The organism is Streptomyces subrutilus, from assembly GCF_001746425.1.
In the GTDB taxonomy this organism is placed as follows: domain Bacteria; phylum Actinomycetota; class Actinomycetes; order Streptomycetales; family Streptomycetaceae; genus Streptomyces; species Streptomyces subrutilus_A.
Genome location: NZ_MEHK01000001.1, coordinates 3,241,871 through 3,263,201 on the forward strand (window position 1 = coordinate 3,241,871; position 21,331 = coordinate 3,263,201).

The following is a 21,331-nucleotide window of genomic DNA, read 5'->3' on the forward strand; positions in this document are numbered from 1 at the left end:
TCCTGCGTTCAGCGGCGCGCGTCTGTCTGAACGAAGAGCACACCGAGGAAATAGCCCTGGCTTTCGCCCGTGAACCTGAAACTCAGGCTGCGGGCACCACCGGACAGGGCGGGACTCAGGTCGAACACGTCCGCGTCATAGCCAAGATTGTTCATATAATCAGGCTGTCGCGCGAACGTTTGCTTTCCGAATTCCGTGATCGTGGAATTCATCACGTCGTTGAAAGGATTTTCTGGATCGCCGAGGCTCACCCGGCGGCCACTGTCGACCGTCACGGTGAGTGAGTCCTCCAAGGTGCCCCGGTCCCCGTCGTACGCGACCACCCCGACGCGCCCGGAGGCACCGGCCGGCGCGTCCAGACCGTCCACCGCGACCAGCCCGTCCCCGGCTCCCGGAGGGGCGGCGAGCGACTCGAAGCCGTCCCACAGCGAGATCCGGCGCACCGGCTCCCGCGGGTGCTCGTAGGCGGCCACCAGCGTCCAGCCGCCCCAGGCCCCCGCCTCGGAGTGGCCCATCGCGATGTTGAGCTGCGCCACCGTCCACATCCCGGCGCCGCCCTTGCGCACCAGCGGGGTCACGTCGGCCGAGGCCTGGTAGGCATCGCTGCCCGCGTCCGTGCGGTGCCCCATCACCGTGTCCGCCAGGACCTCCTTGTACGCCCCGCCCGGCTCGGCGACCAGCACCCGGCCGTTGCCCTCCGGCGGCTTCTGCTCGCCCACCCGCAGGTTCCCGCCCCAGTAGAGGCGGGCGTACGAGACCTTCGCGCCCTGGGGGACCTTGAGCTCGGCGCGGGTGGAGTTGTAGGTGTCCGGGTCCTTGTCGACCTCGCTGTAGAACATCTCGAAGTCCCCGTTGACCCCCGCCGCGCCCCGTTTGACCTCGGCGCACGGCTCGGCCCGCGGGGACTCCTCCCGGCGGCAGCTGATCCCCGAGTTGGAGGCCCGGACCAGCCCGCCGTGCTGCACGGCATGGTAACGCTGCGTGAACGGAATCCGGGGCATCTCGCGGGGAGCGGGGGTTTGCGGAGCGGGGGAGGCCTGCACGGCGGGGACGTATGGGGAAAAGACCAGGCAGGACAGCAGACCGAGTGTGCCGAGGATTCTGCGGGATGAACCCATGACCCCGTCTCCATTTTCGATCAAGAGGACAAAACAGGAGTGCACTTTGTCAGAAATCGGGCTGGAAATCACGTCGGACTCGCCCGTAGGGCCTTTTGGGCGACGCCACGCACCCTCGAAGCGGGCGGGTCGTTATCGCTTGCACCATTGTTCGAACCGGAAATGCGGGAACGTCTGAGCGTCAACCGCGAGGTCCGAAACGGCGGCATCCGGGTGAAGCCACGCAACCCCGGCGGCCGCCGGGCCGTTGTTCCGGGTGCTTCAGTACCGGGCAATCCTGCAAAAAAGGGACGACAATGATCAAGAAGATGATGGCCGCGGCAGCGGTTGCGGCCTCGGTCGTGGGCATGGGTGCCGCCATGGCGCCGCAGGCGATGGCCATCGGGAACGACAACGGCATCAACACCGTGAACGGCAACGGCGCTTCGCAGATCTACGGCAACCAGGCCACCTACGGCAACATGAGCCCGCAGATGGCGCTGATCCAGGGCTCCTTCAACAAGCCCTGCATCGCCCTGCCCGCCAAGGCCAACGTCCAGTCCGTGCTGGCCCTGGTCAACGTCGGCGTCCAGGACATCCCGATCCTGTCCAACCCGATGAACCAGCAGTGCACCGAGAACTCGACCCAGGCCAAGGGCGACGAGCCGCTCTCGCACATCCTGGACAACATCCCGATCCTCTCCGGCAACGTCTCCTCCGGCAGCTGATCGAGGAACACCCCCGCGAGGCCGTCGCACCTTCGGGTCGCGGCGGCCTCGCCGCGTGAAGGCACGAAATCGGACGCGCATTCACCGGCTTCCCGCTTCCCGAATTCCCCGGACCCTCGGGCGAATTCCCGGAGCACCGCCGGAAAACGCGGTTTCTTTCGCCTCCGCCACTCGTTGATATTTCCGCAGCGGATACGCCTCTGCGGGAGGGATCCAAAAGCCCACGTTCGGCAACGTCTGCAGCAACCGCTGACGAAGCGGCCCGGCCCACACGGGCAGAACTCCTCGGGGTGGCCTCGGAGTGCACGGCGGTGCACTCCGAGGCCACCTTCGATTAAGCACCGGCACCAGCGCCGGTAGACAGGGAAGGACCCATGCGACAGGTACTGAGCCGACAAGTACTGGGCAAGGGGATGCTCACGGCGGCGGCAGCGTCGAGTCTGCTGTCCATCGCGACCGGTGCGGCCTACGCGCACCCGGGAGCGACGGCCGAGGCCTCGCACTCTCAGGGTGTGCTGGCCGGCAACAGCGTCTCGGTACCGGTCACGTTCGCCCCGAACGTGTGCGGCAACAGCGTGGACGGGGGTGCGGCGCTCAACCCCTCGATGGGGAACACCTGCGTCACCACGACCGGCTCGCAGACCCACGACGGCTACGACTACGGGCGCCACCTCAGCCCCGAGAACGCCGAGGCCTTCGAGCGCTACCTCGAGGAGCGCCAGGGGCCCCGGCACGCGCTGCCCGAGCAGCGCCACGAGTCGCCGCGCCCCGAGCGGGCCCGCCACGAGCAGCCCCGCCACGAAGGGCCGCGGCACGCGAAGCCGCGCCACGAGGAGCCGCGCCACCAGGGCGGTCACGGCGGCTCCGGCCAGGAGGGCGAGGAGGAGTGCGACGACCACCCCGAGTCCGCTCCGCCCCCGCCGGCGCACCACGCGCCCCCGGCGCCCGAGCAGCCCCACCCCATGCCCGAGCCGGTCGACGAGCACCCGGCCCCGAAGCCGCTGCCCGCCCCGGCCCCCGGACCCGAGCCCGTCCCGGAGGCCCCGGCGCCGCTCCCGGCCCCGGTCGACGAGGCACCGAAGCCGCTGCCGGTTCCGGTCGAGGAGGCGCCCGTCACGCTTCCCGCGCCCGCCCCCGTCGAGGAAGAGCCCGCGGGGCCGCCGCACGGCAGCCGGCCCGTGGAGCGCCCGGCCCCGGAGGTCGTCCCCCCGGCCGACCAGCCTCCGGCCGCCCCCGCCGGTGACACTCCCGTGCACCTGCCCCCGGCGGCGCAGCCGGCTCCGCTCCCCGCCCCGGCCCCGGCGCCCGTCCCCGCTCCCGCGCGGGTGACCGCGCCCGTGCTGGCGGAGACCGGCGCGGGCCGGCCCGCGGCCGCGGCCGCCCTCGCCTCCGCGCTGCTCCTCGGCGGCGCCATTCTGTACCGGCGGTCGCGCATCGCCTGACGGCGATACCGGTCATCGGAAGAAATATCGGCCGGAGAATCCCTTCTCGGATTCTCCGGCCGCTGTCATGTACTCGCGTTTCGCGTTTCCCGACCGGCGGGGAATCGTTACCCAGGGCGAAAGCGGCGCGACGGTCGCCGCTGACGCCTCGGCCCCACGAAAAGAAGAGGATTTCGATAATGAAGCTCACGAAGGTCGCCGCTGTCGTCGCCGGCTCCGTAGCCGCCCTCGGCGCCTCCGCCCCCGCCTTCGCCGCCGATGCCCCTCCCACGGTGCCGATGAGCCTCACGAGCGGGGCGACCACGGTGACGGAGGCCGTGAACCCGGTCTCCGAGCAGCTCCCCCAGATCGTCGGCGCCGGACTGGCCGAGCAGGGCGAGCACGTCGACAACGTCCTCGGGACCGTCCAGCGGGTCAACAAGGTCCGCAACAACGTGCCCGGCGAACTGCTCGGCCTCGCCAACGGCGCCACCCAGGCGTCCCCGCTCCTCGGCGGCGTCCAGCTGAACGGCGGCGCCCGCTGAGCGGTTCGCACATGACTGTGGGCGCCACCGGCGAGGCCGGGGCGCCCACAGTCGTTCTACGGCCGACGTCAGTCGTTGACGCAGACGTTGCCGAACGCGGGGTTCAGGAGCGCGATCACGTTCACGGTGTTGCCGCAGACGTTGACCGGCACGTGGACCGGGACCTGGACCAGGTTGCCCGAGAGGACACCGGGGGAACCCACGGCCGCGCCCTCGGCCGACGAGTCGGCGACGGCGGAGCCGGCGGCACCGGCCGCAGCGAGACCAGCGGTGGCCAGGACCAGGGCGGCCTTCTTGGCAGAGTTCATGGGAAGTGCACCTTCTGTTCGATGTTCTGCCCCGATTCGGGGCTCACATCGAGCGAAACGGTCCATCTTCCCAGACGACACGGTTCCATCCGCGATCAGACCTGTTCAGCTCAATCGTCGTAACCGCGAACGGCTTCGGACGTTACGGAAGGTCCGGGATCTCGATCTCGGGGATCTGGAGGTCGGGGACCTCCGGAACGGTCTCCACCGGAGCCGGCAGCGTCGGCGGGGTGAGGGGCGGCAGCGCCGGCAGCTCCACGCCGGGGATCTGCGGAAGCTCGACCCCCGGGATCTCCGGCAGCTTGATCTCGGGGAGCTTGATCTCCGGGATCTTGATGTCCGGCAGGGTGACGCCCGCCGGCAGCAGCGCCTTGATGGATTCGAGGATGCCGTTGACGAGGTCGTCGATGGGCCCGGCAGCCGCACGCTGCTGGGTCTCGACCTGCTGCCGGACGGCCGCGCGGTCGCCTTCCACGGCGCCCGCGGGGGCCGCCGCGCCGGAGAGTATGGCGACGGCCAGGGCCGACGGGACGAGGAGGCGGGCGCGTCGGGCGCGGGACGGCTTCGTGGGGTGCATGGATGTTCCTTCTCGTGGTCGCACGGATACGGACCGATGCGATCCGCTCCCTTACCCACCGTGCGAACACCTTTTACGGAGCGCAACCGGAGACGGGCCGACTGCACGCTTCGTACGGGCTTCGCGCAGGCGTCCGGGGGTCTCTCACCCGGGCCGGGGAAAACCCCCCCCCACACGGGCCGTTTGAGTGAAGCAGCGGAACCAACCCCCTCGCGGGGCAGTTGACCAGGGCGCTCCATTAGCGGGCACTCGTGCGACAGAAGGATCAAGATGTTCAAGAAGATCATGACCGCCGCCGCTGTCTCCGCCGTTGCCGTGGGCGCGGGCGCTGCCGCCGCGGCCCCGGCCATGGCCATCGGCAACGACAACGGCATCAACACCGTGAACGGCAACGGCGCTTCGCAGGTCTACGGCAACCAGAAGACCCACGGCGACCAGAGCCCGCAGCTCGGCCTCGTCCAGGGCACCCTGAACAAGCCCTGTGTCGGCCTGCCGGTCAAGGTCAACGCCCAGTCGCTGGTGGCGCTGCTCAACGTCGGCGTCCAGGACGTCAACGTCCTGTCCAACCCGATGAACCAGCAGTGCACCGAGAACTCCACCCAGGCCAAGGGTGACGAGCCGCTCTCGCACATCCTCAGCAACATCCCGATCCTCTCGGGCAACGCCTCCGTCGGCAGCTGATCTCCGGGCCCCGCGCCCAGGAGCGAACCGACGAGGGCCCCGGCAGCCTCCAGCTGCCGGGGCCCTTTCGCGCGGGCCGCGCGCCCTCAGCCGGTCCAGAAGTCCCACCACCGGGTCAGGACGAGCATGGCGATCACCCCGATGTGCAGGGCGGGCGGGGCCCAGCCGAACTCGGTGAAGAAGCTCCGGACCGGGCCAGCTGAAGGCAGGTTCCCCGTACGGACGTTGTGTGCGGTGACGGCCCAGAACATCAGCAGCGTGGCCACCCAGGCCAGGCAGCACCACAGGCACAGCGCGTTGATCTCGTACAGCGACTGGACCATCAGCCAGGAGCAGAAGCCGACGCCGAAGAGGGTTCCCCCGTTCAGACCCAGCCAGAACCAGCCGCGGTAGCGCGCGCCCGCCAACAGGCCCGCGCCGACGCAGACCACGACGGCGTAGGCGGCCAGCCCCAGCATGGGGTTGGGGAACCCGAAGGCCGCCGCCTGGTCGCTCTTCATCACGCTGCCGCAGGAGACCACGGGGTTGAGACTGCAGGCGGGCTTGAAGTCCGGGTCCTCCAGCAGGAGGAACTTGTCCATGGTGATCACCCAGGAGGCCAGCACCCCCGCCGCCCCGGTGAGGGCCAGCAGCCAGGCCAACCCCTTGGGCGTGGCGTCCTGTTCGCGCTCGTGTCGAGTGCGGGGCCGTCCCTGCTGGCGGGGGAGGCCCACTGTGTTCGTTGCCATGCGGCCCATAGTCCCGCGCTTCACCACAGAGCGGCCCTAACCATGCCCATCCCTACGCAAGTTGACCTGAAGGTGTGGCGGGAACCCCCGTCGCTTCCCGGACGTTTTACCGAACCCCGGACGTGATGTCAGAGCCAGGGGTTACGTTGAGCTTCCGTGAAGTGACAAGCTGCGACGGCCTGGAGACCCACCGTGAGCGATCCGTACGAGACAACCGAGGCACACCTCGGCCGGCTCCTCGGCCGCGCCCTGACCTCCTTCGACCTGCCCGACAGGCTGGTCGAGCGCCTCGGCACGGCGCTCGCCCACAGCTCTTCGCTCTACACCACGCACCACAGTCCGGCTACCGGAGCCTGGCGGGAGACCCACCAGCACACCTACCTGCTGGCCGACGGCGGCTCGGTTTCGCTGTGGGAGCTGGTGTACCGGCAGGAGGGTGACCGGACGGTCCGGCACGAGCTCTTCGCGAGCAAGGCGGAGACCTGCCTGGCGGTCGCCCGGCTGTTCGGGGAGTCCCCGTCCGAAGCGGCCCTGGACCCGGCGCTCCTGCCCGGTGACGAGGAGGCCGATGCCGACGTGGCGGCGCTGACCGCACGGTTCGCGGCCTCCGTCTCGACGCGGCCGCGCCGGGAGTACGCGGTGGAGGAGTCCGCCGACCACGCCCGGCGGGTGCTGCGCCGCGCGGAGAACGCGGACCGGCCCGGCGAGCCGGTCGCGGCACGGCTTCGATCGGCGTACGCGCACCAGATCACGCAGTCCTTCGGCGGCCGGCCCTGCGCCTCGGGCGGGCGGGAGGCCGGTTTCAGCCTGTACGAGCACGCCTTCGTCCTGCTGGACGGGGAGGAGCTCAGCCTGTGGGAGGTCGAGCACACGGCGACGCCGGACGGGCGGCACATGTGCGAGGTGTACGAGAGCGAGGCCGCCGCGCGCGGGGCGATGGAGCTCCGGGCGCGCGTGCGGTGACGCCGGCGCCGGCGTGACCGGGGTGGCGGGGTGGGGCGGGGGCGGGCCTTTCGGTCCCGCGCCCGCCTCCGGTGCCGCGGGGTTCAGGCGGCGGCCGTCACCTGGGGCTGGTCGGCCGGGTCGGCGGCCGGGGTCCGGGGCTCTTCCCGCTTGCGCAGGCCCTTGAGGAGGATGACCAGGCCGGCGGTGGTGGCCGTACCGGCGGCGATGGCGATCAGGTAGAGCAGCGGGTTGCCGATCAGCGGGATCACGAAGATGCCGCCGTGCGGGGCCCGCAGGGTGCACTCGAAGGCCATCGACAGCGCGCCGGTGACCGCACCGCCGGCCATGGCGGCGGGGATGACGCGCAGCGGGTCGGCCGCGGCGAAGGGGATGGCGCCCTCGCTGATGAAGGACGCGCCCAGGAACCAGGCGGCCTTGCCGTTCTCCCGTTCGGTCTTGGAGAAGAGCCGGCCGCGGAGGGTGGTGGCCAGCGCCATCGCGAGCGGCGGGACCATTCCGGCGGCCATCACGGCGGCCATGACCTTCAGGCTGCCCTCGTTGGGGGTGGCGAGGCCGCCGATGGCGAAGGCGTACGCGACCTTGTTGAGCGGGCCGCCGAGGTCGAAGCACATCATCAGGCCGAGGATCACACCGAGGATGATCGCGTTGGCGCCGGAGAGGCCGGACAGCCAGCCGGTGAGGGCCTGCTGGAGCGAGGCGACGGGCTTGCCGACGACCAGGAACATCAGGAACGCGGTGACGGCCGAGCCGATCAGCGGCAGGACGACGACGGGCATGATCCCGCGGAGGGCGGTCGGGACCTTCAGCCGCTGGACGGCGAGGACGGTGCCGCCGGCGATGAGGCCGGCGATCAGGCCGCCGAGGAAGCCCGCGTTGATGGTGAGGGCGACGGCGCCGCCGACGAACCCGGGGACGAGGCCGGGGCGGTCGGCCATTCCGTAGGCGATGTATCCGGCGAGCACGGGGACGAGGAAGCCGAAGGCGAGAGCGCCGGTCTGGAAGAGGAGCGCGGCCCAGCCGGCGGACTCGGTCCAGACGAAGTGCTCGGCCACGGAGGGGGCGGTGTTGATCTCGTACCCGCCGATGGCGAAGGCGAGGGCGATGAGCAGGCCGCCGGCGGCGACGAACGGGACCATGTAGCTGACGCCGGACATGAGCCAGGTGCGGAGCTTGGCGCCGTAGCCGTCGGCCTCCTCCCCGGTCCGTTCGACCGGGGTCGGGGTGTGGTCGGCCACCTCGCCGCGGGCGGCCTTGCCGCGGGCCTCGGCGAGGAGTTCGGCGGGGCGGTTGATGCCGGCCTTCACGCCGGCGTCCACGGTGGGCTTCCCCGCGAAGCGGGCCCTGTCCCGGACGGGGACGTCGTGGGCGAAGACCACCGCGTCGGCGGCTGCGATGTCCTCGGCGGCCAGGCGGGTGAAGCCGGCGGATCCCTGGGTTTCGACGCGGAGGTCGATTCCGGCCTCGGCGGCGGCCCGTTGGAGGGACTCGGCGGCCATGTAGGTGTGCGCGATGCCGGTGGGGCATGAGGTGACGGCCACCACGCGGAAGGGCTGCCCTGCGGGACCCTCCCCCACCCCGCCCCTTCCCGAAACCGGGGGCTCCGCCCCGGACCCCCGTTCCGCAAACGCCGGAGGGGCTACAAGTCCGGGGCTCCGCTCCACATCCCGGGCCTCAAGCGCGGGCGAGGCCGTCTGTTCAGCCCCTCCGGCGTTTGAGGAGCGGGTCCGGGCGGAGCCCGGCTGGGGTCCGGGGCCGGCCCCGGTTCCGGGAAGGGGCGGGGTGGGGGAATCGGCCCGCGCAGCGGTCCCGGTGCCGGGCCCCGCGGTGGGCCCGGGAACGGTCCCGGCCGCGGGGGCCGGCTCGCCCGAGATCTGGGCGGCCGCTTCCGCCGGAGTGCCGACGGCGCGGAGGGACGCCACGAACTCCGGGCGCATCAGGCGGCGGGCCAGCGCGGACAGGATCGACAGGTGGGCGTCGTCCGCACCGGCGGGGGCCGCGATCAGGAAGATCAGGTCCGCCGGACCGTCGGGGGCGCCGAAGTCGACGCCGGCCGGGGCGCGGCCGAAGGCGAGGGTGGGGGCCGTGACGTGGGGGCTGCGGCAGTGCGGGATGCCTATGCCGCCCTCCAGGCCGGTCGGCATCTGGGCCTCGCGCGCCGCGACGTCCGCCAGGAAGCCGTCCAGGTCCGTGACCCGGCCGTTCTCCACCATGCGTTCCGCCAGTGCCCGCGCCGCCGCTTCCTTCGAGTCGGCGGACAGGTCGAGGTCGACCAGTTCGGGGGTGATCATCTCGCTCATCGCGGGCTCCTTTGCTCGCGTCAGGCCGTGGCGGGGTCGGACAGGGGGAGGTCCAGGGGAAGGTCCTGGGTGATCCGGACCTCGTCGGGGCGCAGGTCCGAGGGGGTCGGCATGGCGCTGCCGGGGAGCTGGACCGCGGCCGCGCCGTGGGCCAGGGCCGAGGCGAGGGCTTCGGGGCCCGCGCCTCCCGCGATCAGGAAGCCGGCCAGGGAGGCGTCGCCCGCCCCGACGTTGCTGCGGACCGCCGGGGCGGGCGCGGTGCCGTAGTGGCTGCCCTCCTCGGAGACCAGCAGCTGGCCGTCGGCGCCGAGGGAGGCCAGGACCGCGCCCGCGCCCAGCGAGCGCAGCTCCTCGGCTGCCTTGACCACGTCGCCGAGGGTGGCCAGCGGGCGCCCGACGGCTTCGGCGAGCTCCTCCGCGTTGGGCTTGATCACGTCGGGGCGGGCGGGCAGCGCCGCCAGCAGGGCCGGGCCCGAGGTGTCCAGGGCGATCCGGGCCCCGGCCGCGTGGGCCCGGGTCACGAGGTCGGCGTACCACTCGGGGTGCAGGCCCCGCGGGAGGCTGCCGCAGCACGCGATCCAGGAGGCGGCGCCGGAGCAGGTGCGGACGGTGTCCAGGAGGAGGGCGGCCTCCGTGGGCGTGACCTCCGGACCGGCTGCGTTGATCTTGGTGAGGGTGCCGTCCGGTTCGGCGAGCGAGATGTTCGCCCGGGTCTCGCCGGCGATCGAGACGACGGTGACGTCCACGCCCTGCGCCACGAGGAGCTCGGCGAGCAGGGTGCCCGGGGTCCCGCCCAGCGGGAGGACCGCCGTCGTGCGGACGCCCGCGGCGGCCACGGCCCGGGAGACGTTGACGCCCTTGCCGCCCGGGTCCACCCGGTCGCCGGTGGCGCGCAGGACTCCGCCGCGCTCCAGCGAGGGGACCTCGTACGTCCGGTCGAGGGAGGGGTTGGGCGTGACGGTGAGGATCATACGAGCACGACTTCCGTACCGGCGGCCTCGATCGCCGCCTTGTCGGCGGGGTCGAGCCCCGCGTCCGTGATGAGCAGGTCGACGTCCGTGAAGGAGCCGAAGCACGCGAAGTGCTCCTGTCCGGCCTTCGCCGAGTCGGCGAGGAGGACGACGCGGCGGGCGGCGGCCATGGCGGCGCGTTTGACGGCGGCCTCGGCGAGGTCGGGGGTGGTCAGGCCGCCCTGGGCGGTGAAGCCGTTGGTCGCGAGGAAGAGCACGTCGGCGCGGATCTCGGCGTAGGCGCGCAGGGCCCAGGCGTCGACGGCGGCGCGGGTGCGGTGGCGGACGCGGCCGCCGACGAGGTGGAGGTCGATGCCGGTGTGGTCGGCGAGCCGGGCGGCGACGGGCAGGGCGTGGGTGACCACGGTGAGCGCGATGTCGAGGGGGATCTCCGCCGCGAGGCGGGCGACCGTGCTGCCCGCGTCGAGGACGACGCTGCCGCTGTCGGGGAGTTCGGCGAGGGCGGCGGCCGCGATGCGGTCCTTCTCGTCGGCGGCGGTGGCCTCGCGCTCGGTGAGGTCCGGCTCGAAGTCGAGGCGGCCGGCCGGTATGGCTCCGCCGTGCACGCGGCGGACCAGGCCGGCCCGGTCGAGGGCCTTCAGATCGCGGCGTACGGTCTCGGCGGTGACCTGGAACCGGTCGGCGAGGGAGAGCACGTCGACCCGGCCGGCCTCGCGGGCGAGGCGGAGGATCTCCTGCTGGCGCTCCGGTGCGTACATGTGGATTTACGTCCGTTCAGTGCCCGACTGTGTGGGTTACTCCCTAGAGTACGCCCGATCGGCGGCAGAACAAAGAGAAACGGACATGCCCGCCAACAGAAGCGGGCATGTCCGTGAAGTGCGGCCGGAAGGCCTCAGACGGCCGGGACCTTCTCCGGGGCGTTCGCGGCGACCGTGGCCGGGTGCTCGGAGCCGCCTTCGCGCTGCTCCATCGGGATCGACTTGCGCGGCAGCATGAACATCACCGCGAAGATCACGAGCAGGACGCCCGCGACCCACCACAGCGCGCCGCGGAACGCCTCGACGTACGGAGCGCCGAAGGCCATGTCGTCGTCGATCAGCCCGAAGAAGACGACGGAGGTCAGGGCGAGGCCGAGCGCGTTGCCCATCTGGCCGGTGGTGTTGATCAGGCCGGAGGCGGAGCCCGCGTGCTCGCGCGGTACCTCGGACAGCGTCGTGTCGTTGAGCGGGGCCACGATCAGGCCCATGCCGATGCCCATGAGGACCAGCGGGGCGGCCATCTGCCAGGAGGTGATCGCCATGCCGTAGTGCTCGGACTCCCAGATGTAGAGGAGGAGACCGGCGGCCATGACCAGCGCACCGGCCTGGAGGACCTTGCGGCCGAAGCGCGGCACGAGCTTCTGGACCGAGAGGCCCGCGGCGGCCGAGACGGCGAGGGAGAAGGGGATGCCGGTGCAGCCGGCGCGCAGGGCGCTCCAGCCCAGGCCCATCTGCATGTACAGCGTCCAGACCAGGAAGAAGATGCCGGTCGCGATGCCGAAGGTGAGCTGGACGGCGATACCGCCGGAGAAGCTCTTGACCTTGAAGAGGGAGAGCTCCACGAGCGGGGAGCCGTCCTTCTTGATCTTGTACTTCTCGTAGCCGATGAACGCGGCGAAGACGAACGGCGACGCGATCATGCAGAGGAAGCCCCACAGCGGCCAGTCGTGCTCGCGCCCCTGGGTGAGCGGGAAGATCAGCATCACCAGGGCGAGGGTCGCGAGGACGACGCCCACGAGGTCGAGGCGCAGCGCCTTGGGGGCCTTGGACTCGCTGATGTACATGCGGCCGAGGATCACGGCCGCGATGCCCACCGGCAGGTTGATCAGGAAGATCGGGCGCCATTCGAGGCCGAACAGGTTCCACTCGGTGAGCAGCGCGCCGAGCATCGGGCCGGAGACGGCTCCGAGGCCGACGACCGCGCCGAACATGCCGAAGACCTTGCCGCGCTCGTGCGGCGGGAAGCTGACGTGGATGATCGCGAGCACCTGCGGGACCATCATGGCGGCCATGGCGCCCTGCAGGAGGCGGGAGACGACGAGCATCGAGGGGTTCTCGGCGATGCCGCAGAGCAGCGAGGCGACCGTGAAACCGCTGATGCCGATGAGGAAGACGCGCTTGCGGCCGTAGATGTCACCGAGACGGCCGCCGGTGATCAGGCCGGCGGCGAAGGCGAGGGCGTAGCCGGCGGTGATCCACTGGATCGCGCTGGTGGACGCGCCGAGGTTCTGGCGCATGCTGGGTATCGCGATGTTGACGATCGTGACGTCGACCAGGTCCATGAAGGTCGCGGTCATCACGATGGCGAGCGCCAGCCAGCGGCGGCGGTCTGCGGGCGAGCTGGATACGTCGGGGGCGCCGGGCGCCTCGGCTGCGCCGGATGCGCTGGGTACGTCGTGGGGTGCTTCGTTCCGCTCTTCTCGCACGGGCCCGTTCTCTCTTTCGGGCGATGTCTTGGACGTCTCGGTGCTCATGGAGAGAAACTTAGACAAGATCTAGGTCAGTTGGTGTCCTATTTGACTGGCAACCTGGAATGCATGACCGACACCCCGGCACGGCTGCTCTCCCTGCTGTCCCTGCTCCAAACGCCGCGCGAATGGCCCGGGAGCGAGCTCGCGGAGCGGCTGCGGGTGAGCCCCCGTACGATCCGGCGCGACATCGAACGGCTGCGGGAGCTCGGCTATCCGGTCGAGGCCACGCTGGGGGCGGAGGGCGGCTACCGGCTGGTGGCGGGGGCGGCGATGCCGCCGCTGCTCCTCGACGACGAGGAGGCGGTGGCGATCGCGGTGGGGCTGCGGGCGGGGGCCGGGCATGCGATCGAGGGGGTCGAGGAGGCCTCCGTACGGGCCCTGGCCAAGCTGGAGCAGGTGCTTCCGTCCCGGCTGCGGCGCCGGGTGGGCGCGCTGCAGTCGGCCACGGTCGCGCTGACCCGGGGCGACGGGCCGACCGTGGCCCCGGGCACGCTGACGACGATCGCCTCCGCGGTGGCGGGGCCGGAGCGGCTGCGGTTCGCGTACGAGGCGGGGGACGGGGCCCGGACGCGGCGGCTGGTGGAGCCGTACCGGCTGGTGAGCGCGGGGAGCCGCTGGTACCTGGTCGCCTACGACCTGGAGCGCGAGGACTGGCGGACCTTCCGGGTGGACCGGGTGGGCGAGGCCTTGGCGACGGGGGCGCGGTTCGCGCCCCGGGAACTGCCGATGGATCCGCAGGAGTTCGTCCGCAGGGGGCTGCGGGGCCGGCAGACGTACGCCGTGGAGGTCACCTTCGCGGCGGGGGCGGCGGAGCTGCCGCAGTGGTTGCGGGAGGCGGCCGTGCCGGAGGCGGACGGTGGCGTCGGCCGCACGGGCACCCGGGTCCGCTTCGACAGCGGCGACGCTCCGGAGTGGCTGGTGGCGCGCCTCGCCCTGACGGGGCTGGCGTTCACGGTGCGGGAGCCTGCCGTGTTGCGGGACGCGGCCGGGGCGTTGGGCGCGCGGCTCACGTCGGCGGCGTCGGCCCGGTAGCCGGGGCTCCGCCCCGAACCCGGCGCCTCGGACGCCGGAGGGGCTGCATTTGCCCGGCCCCGGCTTGGACAAGGGAGCCCCGGCACCTGGGGGGGGGGTTAGGTGCCGGGGCTCGTCTGGGGGGGGCTTCGGGGCGGGCCGCTCTAGGCCACGGCGTCGAAGCCGGTGTCGCGGGCCATGCGCTTCAGTTCGAGCAGGGCGTGCTTCTCGATCTGCCGGATGCGCTCGCGGGTCAGGCCGTGCTGCTTGCCGACCTCGGTCAGGGTGCGCTCGCGGCCGTCGTCGATGCCGTACCGCATCTTGATGATCGACGCGGTGCGCTGGTCGAGCTTGCCGAGCAGGTCCTCCAGCTCCTCGCTGCGCAGCAGCGAAAGGACCGACTGCTCCGGCGAGATGGCGGAGGTGTCCTCGAGGAGGTCGCCGAACTGGGTGTCGCCGTCGTCGTCCACGGACATGTTGAGGCTGACCGGGTCGCGCGCCCAGTCCAGTACGTCGCCCACGCGCTTCTCCGTCGAGTCCAGCTCGGCGGCGATCTCGGCGTGCTCCGGCTCCCGGCCGTTCTCGCGGTTGAACTCCCGCTGGACGCGCCGGATCCGGCCGAGCTCCTCGACCAGGTGGACGGGGAGGCGGATGGTGCGGGACTGGTCGGCGATGGAGCGGGTGATGGCCTGGCGGATCCACCACGTGGCGTACGTGGAGAACTTGAAGCCCTTGGCGTAGTCGAACTTCTCGACCGCGCGGACCAGGCCGGCGTTGCCCTCCTGGATGAGGTCGAGGAGCGGCAGGCCGCTGCGCGGGTAGCGGCGGGCCACGGCCACCACGAGGCGCAGGTTGGAGCGGATGAAGACTTCCTTGGCGCGCTCGCCCTCGGCGGCCAGCGCCTCGAGCTCCTCGCGGGAGGGCGCTCCGCCCTCGCGCTCTATGACGCCGTCGAGGATCTGCTGGGCGTACACGCCCGCCTCGATGATCTGGGACAGCTCCACTTCCTTGGCCGCGTCGAGCAGCGGCGTGCGCGCGATCTCGTCGAGGTACATGCCGACCAGGTCGCGGTCTGCGATCTCCCCGCCCACAGCGCGGGCGCTGCCCGTGGACTGACGACGGGCGACGGCGCGGGTTGCCATGCGTGCTCCCTTGCGATGAGTTCGGTCGCGGTGCGGCTGCCGGACGGCCACCCTGGCGGGGCGGTGCGTCCCCGGACACTCTCCCGAGTGCCCGCTTCCGAAGGAAACAACGACTGGAATCGGGACAGAATTCCCACGTTGCCCCCTGTTCTTCGAGATCTTGCAGTATCCTGCCCCGCCGCGAGGGGAACATGAGTGCTGCGGGAACCCGAAGAGGTGCAGGTCAGGCCGGGGGCGCAGGCGGATCTCACGGGCCCCCCGGACCTCGCGGAGCGGTACGACCACCGCGTCCACGAGACCGCCGTCACATGCGACACGGCCCGCCGTCACCCCGGAACAGCGCCGCCCGTGGCTGCGCTCCCACCCTGAAGACGGCCCGCGCCGGGTTCTGGTTGCCTGGACTGGCGATCGAATCACTGGATACCCGACAAGCAGCCGATTCCATCTAAAACCGGGCAGGCAGTCGGCGCGCCACCCGTCCGGGTGAAGACCTGGGCATATTCCTCCGGCATGGGACGGCGCCGCCTCCCTGGCGTCGGAGGGTCGCTTGTGCCGCCCGGCCGGCGACGCCCGCACTCGGAGGAGGTGCCGCACACGACCGCTCTCGCCCACGAGACGCTGGAGGCCGCAAGGGCCCGCCAAGGGGTTCGCGATCGGTGAGGCGATCACCGGGGCCCTGCGGGACGCGTCCTAGCCGAACTGGAGGGAGCGCTTCGAGAGGCCCATCCAGAAGCCGTCGACCGCGTCGCGGCGGGTGGCGAGGTCGCCGGAGGCCTCGGCCGCGCCGAGGGTGACGAAGAGCGGGGCGAAGTGCTCCGTACGGGGGTGGGCGAGGCGGCCCGACGGGGACTTGGCCTCGAAGTCGAGCAGCGAGTCCAGGTCGCCGGCGGCGAGGGCCTCGTGGCCCCACGCGTCGAACTCGGCCGACCAGGCGGGCACGCCGGGGCCCGGGTGCCGCAGGGCGGCGAGGTTGTGGGTGAAGAACCCGCTGCCGACGATCAGGACCCCCTCGTCGCGCAGGGGCGCCAGCTTGCGGCCGATGCCCATCAGGCGGCGCGGGTCCAGCGTCGGCATGGAGATCTGCAGGACCGGGATGTCGGCCTGCGGGAACATCTCCACCAGCGGGACGTACGCGCCGTGGTCCAGGCCGCGGTCCGGTACGTCCTGGACCGGGGCGCCGGGGGCCTGGAGCAGCTTGCGGACGGACGCGGCGAGCCGCGGGGCGCCCGGGGCCTCGTAGCGCACCTGGTAGTAGTGCTCGGGGAAGCCCCAGAAGTCGTAGACGAGCGGGACGGGCCGGGTGGCGCCGAGGGCGAGCGGGGCCTCCTCCCAGTGGGCCGAGACCATCAGGATCGCGGTGGGGCGGGGCAGCTGCGCGGACCAGGCGGCCAGCTCGCCCGGCCAGAGCGGGTCGTCCGCGAGCGGCGGCGCTCCGTGGCTGAGGTAGAGCGCCGGCATGCGGGTCGGGACGGAGGCGGTCATGGGGCGCTCCTCGGTCGTCGGTACGGGGTCGCGGCTCACTCCGTACGGGGTCGCCCGAAAAGACTAACCCCGCTTGGTTCAAATTTGAACCAAGCGGGGCGTTCAGTCATTCCCGGACGGGCGCTCCCGTCCCCGTCGCCCCCGTCAGTGGGCGATCACCGGAATCTTGAACTCGCTGTCCTCGGTGGCTCCGGAGCCGGAGGCCACCGGGCCGCCCGCACCGGGACGACCGATGTTGATGAAGGTCAGCGCGATGACCGAGCTGGCGACGAGGATGCCGACCGCCCACCAGATCGCGGAGGAGTACCCCTCGACCATGGCCTGCGCCTGGATCAGCTTGGCCGCCGCACCGCCCGCCGCGGCCTCGGCCGCGTGGTCGGTCAGGTAGGCGGTGGTCGCCGACGCGGCGATGGTGTTCAGCAGCGCGGTACCGATGGCGCCGCCGACCTGCTGCGAGGTGTTGACCATGGCGGAGGCGACGCCGGCGTCGGCCGGGTTCACGCCGTACGTGGACAGCGACATGGCCGGCATGAAGGCCGTGCCCATGCCGAGGCCCAGCAGCAGCTGCGCCGGCAGGATCAGCGCCGGGTACGAGGACCCGACCTCGAGCTGGGTCAGCAGCAGCATGCCGGTGGCGGCGAGCAGGAAGCCCGGGGCCATCAGCAAGCGGGGCGCGACGCGGGTCATCAGCCGGGCGCCGATCTGCGTGGAGCCCGTGATCATGCCCGCGATCATCGGCAGGAAGGCGAACCCGGTCATGACGGGCGAGTAGCCCTTCACGACCTGCAGGTAGTACGTGAGGAAGAGGAACAGGCCGAACATCGAGATGACGGCCAGGCCCAGTGAGAGGTAGACACCGCCGCGGTTGCGCTCCAGCAGGACGCGCAGCGGCAGCAGCGGGGACTTCACCTTGGACTCGACGAGGACGAACGCCGCCAGCAGCACCACCGAGGCGACGAACATGCCCACGGTGAGGCCGTCCGACCAGCCGGCGGACTCGGCGCGGGTGAAGCCGTACACCAGCGCGACGAGACCGAGTGTGGACAGCACCACGCCGGGGATGTCGAGCGGCGCGCGGTTGCGGGAGCCGGCGGGCTCGCGGATGACCATCCAGGCACCGATGGCCGCGATGATCGCGAAGGGGATGTTGACGAGGAAGGTCCAGCGCCAGTTGAGGTACTCGGTGAGGACGCCGCCGAGGATCAGGCCGACGGCGCCGCCGCCGCCCGCGATGGCACCGTAGATGCCGAAGGCCTTGGCGCGTTCCTTGGCGTCGGTGAACATCACCGCGAGCAGGGAGAGGGCCGCCGGGGCGAGCAGTGCGCCGAAGGCACCCTGGAGGGCGCGGGCGCCCAGCATCATGGCCTCGCCGTTCGCGGCGCCGCCGAGCGCGGAGGCCAGGGCGAAGCCGATGAGGCCGACGACGAAGGCGTTCTTGCGGCCCCACTTGTCGGCGATGCGGCCGCCGAAGAGGAGCAGGCCTCCAAAGGCCAGCGCGTACGCGGTGATGACCCACTGGCGGTTGCCGTCGGAGATGCCGAGGTCGGTCTGGGCGGAGGGCAGGGCGATGTTCACGATCGTCGCGTCGAGGACGACCATCAGCTGCGCCAGGGCTATGAAGACGAGCGCCTTCCAGCGGCTGGGGTCTGCGACCGGCTGCGGCGGAGTCGCGGCTGTTTTCGGCATGGGGATACCCGATTTCACTGTGCTGTGCGGAATGACTGAATAGACCGGAAAAGACTAATGAGGGCGCTCTGGGCGTGTCACCTGAGTTTCTTCCTCAGGTCCTCGAACGTCGAGGCGGAACCGGGCAGTTCGGAGCGGGCCGGAGCCCGCAGCCCGTCGAGGAAGAGCTGGAGATGACGGTGGACGAAGCGGTCCGCGTCGGGGCAGGCGATACCGGGAAGCGGACGGCTGAGCTGGGACAGGGCGACCATCAGATCGCCGACGCCGATGTCCGTGCGGACCAGTCCGGCGTCCTGGCCGGCGGCCAGCAGGGCCTCGACGCCCGCCTCCAAGGCGCCGCGCGCCGCGAGGAGTTCGGGGTGCTCGCGGTCGAAGTCGCCGCCGAGCATGGTGCACAGGGCGCCGATCCGCTCGTCGGCGGCGGCGTGCGTGAACCGGCACAGCGCCGCGAAGGCGTCGGGTTCTTCGGCGAGCGCGGCCTCGGCCTGCGCGCCGACCCGGCCCATCACGTAGAGCACGACGTGGTGGACGAGGGTGGGGCGGTCGGGAAAGTGCCGGTACAGGGTGGCGTTCCCGATGCCGGCCCGGCGGGCGACCTCGTCGAAGGCGGCCGTGGAGCCGAACTCGACGAAGGCCTCGCGGGCCGCCGCCAGGATCCGCTCGCGGTTGCGGACGGCGTCGGCGCGCGGGCGCGGGACGGGACCCCGGGACCCGCGGGTCGCGGCTGCCGCCGCGGCGGCGGCGCAGGTGCCGGCCCGGGGCGCCGCCAGGTCCGCGGCCGCTCCCGGGACGGGCAGGGCCGCCGGGGCGGTGGGGCTGGGGCGCTTCATTTCCGGGCCTCCTTGGCGCGGTGACACGTACGGCCGCCCCGCCAAACGGGGAGCCGGTCCCCGCTTCGAGGGACTCACGTGCAAACGGGGATCGGATCCCCGGTTATTTCACTCCTCCGTGTGACCTGAGTCACTCACCTCTTCCCGTTCGGCCTCCTCCGGCGCGCGGGTGCGCCGCAGCCGTCGGAGGGTGACGACAGAGCGCAGTCCGGACAGGGCCGGCTGCCGCGGACCCGAGGGCGATCTCCATGCCGCAGACCCGCCGCCGGATACGCAGATCACGCCGCACCAGCGCGTACATCGGCCTGACCGCGCTGGCCCTCGGCGTCACGGCGACGGCGAGCACGGGGATATCCAGCCGCGGCCACTCGGCGGCCGGTGCCGTGGCCTCGACGGTCGAATCGGCCCTCGCACCCTGCCGGATCGCCGGCACGATGGGCGTCCAGATGTCCGAGGGACTGCCGACGCCGCCCGGGTACGCGCGCTCGACCGGCGAGGTCAAGGCACTCAACCTGATGATCGACTTCCCCGACGCGAAGGGCGAGGGCACGGCCCTGGACCGGATGGCGGAGTTCTTCCCCCAGACCTCCAACTGGTTCCGGACCAGCTCCTACGGCCGGCTCAGCTACCGGGCCGAAGCCCCGATAAGGACCTGGCTGCGGATGCCGATGCCCTTCGCGGCGTACGGGATCGAGCGCGGGTCCGCGTACGAGCCGGGCTACCGCCAGCTCGTCGAGCACATCGCCAAGGCCGCCGACTCCGAGGTGGACTTCAGCAAGTACGACCTGGTCAACATCCTGGTCACGCCGAACGCCGGGCCGTCCGCCCTGGACACCGTCCTGTCGGTGACCTTCTCGGGCAACGCCGAGGCGCCGGTCGCCGACGGGGTGCCGCTCGCCAACACGTCCTTCGTCTACAGCCGGCAGGACGACGGATCGGGAACCTACCGGGAAACCGGCTACCGGGTCCTGCCGCACGAGAACGGGCACGTCTTCGGCCTGCCCGACCTGTACACCTCCGACGGCGGGGGCGCGGTCGGGCACTGGGACATCATGAGCGAGGACTGGGGCTCCAACAACGACCTGCTGGGCTGGCACAAGTGGAAGCTGGGCTGGCTGGACAGCACGCAGATCAGCTGCGCGGCGAAGTCCGGCACCAGCGACCACGTCCTGACGCCGCTGGCGGTCTCGGGCGGGGCGAAGCTGGCCTTCGTGCCGCTGTCCGAGAGCGCCGGGTACGCGGTGGAGGTCCGCACGCAGGCCGGAAACGACGAGGCCGTCTGCAAACCCGGCGTCCTCATCTACAAGGTGGACTCCGACGTGGACACCGGGCAGGGCCCGGTGACGGTGTCGGACAGCGCGGGCTCGAGCGGCGGCTGCACCCGGCGGCCGAACGTCCACGCGGAGCTGTCGGACGCGCCGTTCCGGCCGGGCGAGACGTTCACCGACGAGCAGGCGGGCATCAGCGTCTCGGTGGTCGGCGAACCGCGCAACGGCAGCTACCAGGTGCGGATCACCAGGCCCTGACGCCGCCGGGGTCCGCGTCTAGGGTGAGCGCATGGAGTCCTACACCATCGGACAGGCCGCACGGCTGCTGGGCGTGAGCGTCGACACCGCCCGGCGGTGGGCGGATGCCGACCGCTTCCCCACCCGCCGGGACGGAAAGCGCCGCATCGTCGACGGCCCCGACCTGGCGGCGTTCTGCGTCGAGGCCGCCCAGGAGGCCTCCCCCGCCGAGGACGCCGACGCCCCGTACACCTCGGCCCGCAACGCCTTCCCCGGGATCGTGACCGGGATCAGGCTCGGCGACGTCGCGGCCCAGGTCGAGGTGCAGGCCGGACCGCACCGCGTGGTGTCCCTGCTGACCCGCGAGGCCGTCGAGGAACTGGGCCTGGAGGTCGGCATGCGGGCCACCGCCCGGGTGAAGTCGACCAGCGTGCACATCGACCGCGGCTGAGCCGCCCCGGCGTCCGCGCGCCGGTGCCCTAGGGGGGCGCGCCCGCTCGGTGCGATCCGCTACGCTGTCGGTGGTCAGACGGCTACTCAGCAGTTGTCGGGGCAGTGCCCACCCGGGCGCGGCACCACCGCGGTTTCCGTCGAACCCCCGCCTTCGTAGCTCAGGGGATAGAGCACGGCTCTCCTAAAGCCGGTGTCGCAGGTTCGAATCCTGCCGAGGGCACATCACGAGGACCCCCGGCCAATTGGCTGGGGGTCCTGCGCGTGTTGTGGTTCCATGGTGTGCGTGTCGCGTGACGCCGCCTACTGAGATGTGGGCCGGGCGGTGGTTGGGCAGGCACCTGTTCTGCAAGGACCGGGCTCATGGGCTTCCACGCCACCGGCTACGGGTGATTCC

The 21,331-nt window shown here is 71.8% G+C and carries 20 protein-coding genes and 1 tRNA gene; 9 read left to right on the top strand and 12 right to left on the bottom strand.

What is annotated here, in order from left to right; all coding sequences use genetic code 11:
- Window positions 1–8: 8 nt before the first annotated feature.
- Window positions 9–1,190, bottom strand: a complete 1,182-nt coding sequence (locus tag BGK67_RS15525) for a DUF3344 domain-containing protein (protein WP_107488815.1) — start codon at window positions 1,188–1,190, stop codon at window positions 9–11.
- A 224-nt stretch (window positions 1,191–1,414) separates the two neighbouring features.
- Between BGK67_RS15525 and BGK67_RS15530 the strand changes: the two genes are divergently transcribed.
- From BGK67_RS15530 to BGK67_RS15540, 3 genes are all read left to right on the top strand, one after another.
- On the top strand, window positions 1,415–1,825 hold the full coding sequence (locus BGK67_RS15530) for a rodlin (RefSeq protein ID WP_069920646.1): 411 nt from the start codon (window positions 1,415–1,417) through the stop codon (window positions 1,823–1,825).
- Window positions 1,826–2,199: 374 nt separating this feature from the next.
- On the top strand, window positions 2,200–3,267 hold the full coding sequence (locus BGK67_RS15535) for a chaplin (RefSeq protein WP_079154203.1): 1,068 nt from the start codon (window positions 2,200–2,202) through the stop codon (window positions 3,265–3,267).
- Between the two features lie 179 nt (window positions 3,268–3,446).
- A complete protein-coding gene (locus BGK67_RS15540; protein WP_069920648.1) occupies window positions 3,447–3,791 on the top strand; it encodes a hypothetical protein in 345 nt (114 codons plus the stop codon).
- A gap of 68 nt (window positions 3,792–3,859) precedes the next feature.
- Here the strand turns inward: BGK67_RS15540 and BGK67_RS15545 are convergent, their stop codons facing one another.
- Window positions 3,860–4,099 (bottom strand): chaplin, encoded by a 240-nt coding sequence (locus BGK67_RS15545; protein WP_069920649.1) that lies wholly within the window; start codon window positions 4,097–4,099, stop codon window positions 3,860–3,862.
- A gap of 142 nt (window positions 4,100–4,241) precedes the next feature.
- Window positions 4,242–4,676: a hypothetical protein gene (locus BGK67_RS15550; RefSeq protein ID WP_069920650.1), complete on the bottom strand. Its 435-nt coding sequence runs from the start codon at window positions 4,674–4,676 to the stop codon at window positions 4,242–4,244.
- A 270-nt stretch (window positions 4,677–4,946) separates the two neighbouring features.
- On the opposite strand from BGK67_RS15550, the gene BGK67_RS15555 reads away from it, so the two are divergent.
- The gene (locus BGK67_RS15555; protein WP_069920651.1) at window positions 4,947–5,357 is read left to right on the top strand and encodes a rodlin; all 411 of its coding nucleotides are present in this window, start codon (window positions 4,947–4,949) and stop codon (window positions 5,355–5,357) included.
- Between the two features lie 86 nt (window positions 5,358–5,443).
- Here BGK67_RS15555 and BGK67_RS15560 read toward each other — a convergent pair whose 3' ends face one another.
- Window positions 5,444–6,085, bottom strand: coding sequence for a vitamin K epoxide reductase family protein (locus BGK67_RS15560; protein WP_069923888.1), 642 nt, complete (start codon window positions 6,083–6,085; stop codon window positions 5,444–5,446).
- 192 nt (window positions 6,086–6,277) lie between these two features.
- On the opposite strand from BGK67_RS15560, the gene BGK67_RS15565 reads away from it, so the two are divergent.
- Window positions 6,278–7,048 (top strand): DUF6227 family protein, encoded by a 771-nt coding sequence (locus BGK67_RS15565; RefSeq protein WP_069920652.1) that lies wholly within the window; start codon window positions 6,278–6,280, stop codon window positions 7,046–7,048.
- Window positions 7,049–7,131: 83 nt separating this feature from the next.
- On the opposite strand, the gene BGK67_RS15570 is transcribed toward BGK67_RS15565, so the two are convergent.
- The 4 genes from BGK67_RS15570 to BGK67_RS15585 all read right to left on the bottom strand — a co-directional run bounded on the left by BGK67_RS15570 (window position 7,132) and on the right by BGK67_RS15585 (window position 12,831).
- Window positions 7,132–9,348 (bottom strand): PTS fructose transporter subunit IIABC, encoded by a 2,217-nt coding sequence (locus BGK67_RS15570; protein ID WP_069920653.1) that lies wholly within the window; start codon window positions 9,346–9,348, stop codon window positions 7,132–7,134.
- A gap of 20 nt (window positions 9,349–9,368) precedes the next feature.
- Complete coding sequence (gene pfkB / locus BGK67_RS15575; RefSeq protein ID WP_069920654.1) at window positions 9,369–10,319, bottom strand: 1-phosphofructokinase; 951 nt, start codon at window positions 10,317–10,319, stop codon at window positions 9,369–9,371.
- A complete protein-coding gene (locus tag BGK67_RS15580; protein ID WP_069920655.1) occupies window positions 10,316–11,077 on the bottom strand; it encodes a DeoR/GlpR family DNA-binding transcription regulator in 762 nt (253 codons plus the stop codon). The genes pfkB and BGK67_RS15580 overlap by 4 nt, the downstream gene beginning before the upstream one ends.
- Before the next feature lie 134 nt (window positions 11,078–11,211).
- Window positions 11,212–12,831, bottom strand: a complete 1,620-nt coding sequence (locus BGK67_RS15585) for an MFS transporter (protein ID WP_107488816.1) — start codon at window positions 12,829–12,831, stop codon at window positions 11,212–11,214.
- Window positions 12,832–12,894: 63 nt separating this feature from the next.
- On the opposite strand from BGK67_RS15585, the gene BGK67_RS15590 reads away from it, so the two are divergent.
- Entirely contained in the window at window positions 12,895–13,860 is a 966-nt protein-coding gene (locus tag BGK67_RS15590; RefSeq protein WP_069920657.1) for a helix-turn-helix transcriptional regulator, read from the top strand.
- A gap of 143 nt (window positions 13,861–14,003) precedes the next feature.
- Here the strand turns inward: BGK67_RS15590 and BGK67_RS15595 are convergent, their stop codons facing one another.
- The 4 genes from BGK67_RS15595 to BGK67_RS15610 all read right to left on the bottom strand — a co-directional run bounded on the left by BGK67_RS15595 (window position 14,004) and on the right by BGK67_RS15610 (window position 18,979).
- Window positions 14,004–14,981, bottom strand: a complete 978-nt coding sequence (locus BGK67_RS15595; RefSeq protein ID WP_069920658.1) for a sigma-70 family RNA polymerase sigma factor — start codon at window positions 14,979–14,981, stop codon at window positions 14,004–14,006.
- Between the two features lie 690 nt (window positions 14,982–15,671).
- Complete coding sequence (locus BGK67_RS15600) at window positions 15,672–16,463, bottom strand: dioxygenase family protein (protein ID WP_069920659.1); 792 nt, start codon at window positions 16,461–16,463, stop codon at window positions 15,672–15,674.
- Between the two features lie 144 nt (window positions 16,464–16,607).
- Complete coding sequence (locus BGK67_RS15605; RefSeq protein WP_069920660.1) at window positions 16,608–18,149, bottom strand: MFS transporter; 1,542 nt, start codon at window positions 18,147–18,149, stop codon at window positions 16,608–16,610.
- 77 nt (window positions 18,150–18,226) lie between these two features.
- The gene (locus tag BGK67_RS15610; RefSeq protein WP_079154204.1) at window positions 18,227–18,979 is read right to left on the bottom strand and encodes a TetR/AcrR family transcriptional regulator; all 753 of its coding nucleotides are present in this window, start codon (window positions 18,977–18,979) and stop codon (window positions 18,227–18,229) included.
- A gap of 248 nt (window positions 18,980–19,227) precedes the next feature.
- On the opposite strand from BGK67_RS15610, the gene BGK67_RS15615 reads away from it, so the two are divergent.
- The 3 genes from BGK67_RS15615 (at window position 19,228) to BGK67_RS15625 (ending at window position 21,157) form a co-directional block, all read left to right on the top strand.
- Window positions 19,228–20,505 (top strand): M6 family metalloprotease domain-containing protein, encoded by a 1,278-nt coding sequence (locus BGK67_RS15615; RefSeq protein ID WP_069920661.1) that lies wholly within the window; start codon window positions 19,228–19,230, stop codon window positions 20,503–20,505.
- 31 nt (window positions 20,506–20,536) lie between these two features.
- Window positions 20,537–20,935 carry a TOBE domain-containing protein gene (locus tag BGK67_RS15620; protein ID WP_069920662.1) on the top strand — a complete coding sequence of 133 codons (399 nt, stop codon included), beginning with the start codon at window positions 20,537–20,539 and terminating at the stop codon, window positions 20,933–20,935.
- Window positions 20,936–21,084: 149 nt separating this feature from the next.
- Window positions 21,085–21,157, top strand: a tRNA-Arg gene (locus BGK67_RS15625).
- The last annotated feature ends 174 nt before the right edge of the window (window positions 21,158–21,331 follow it).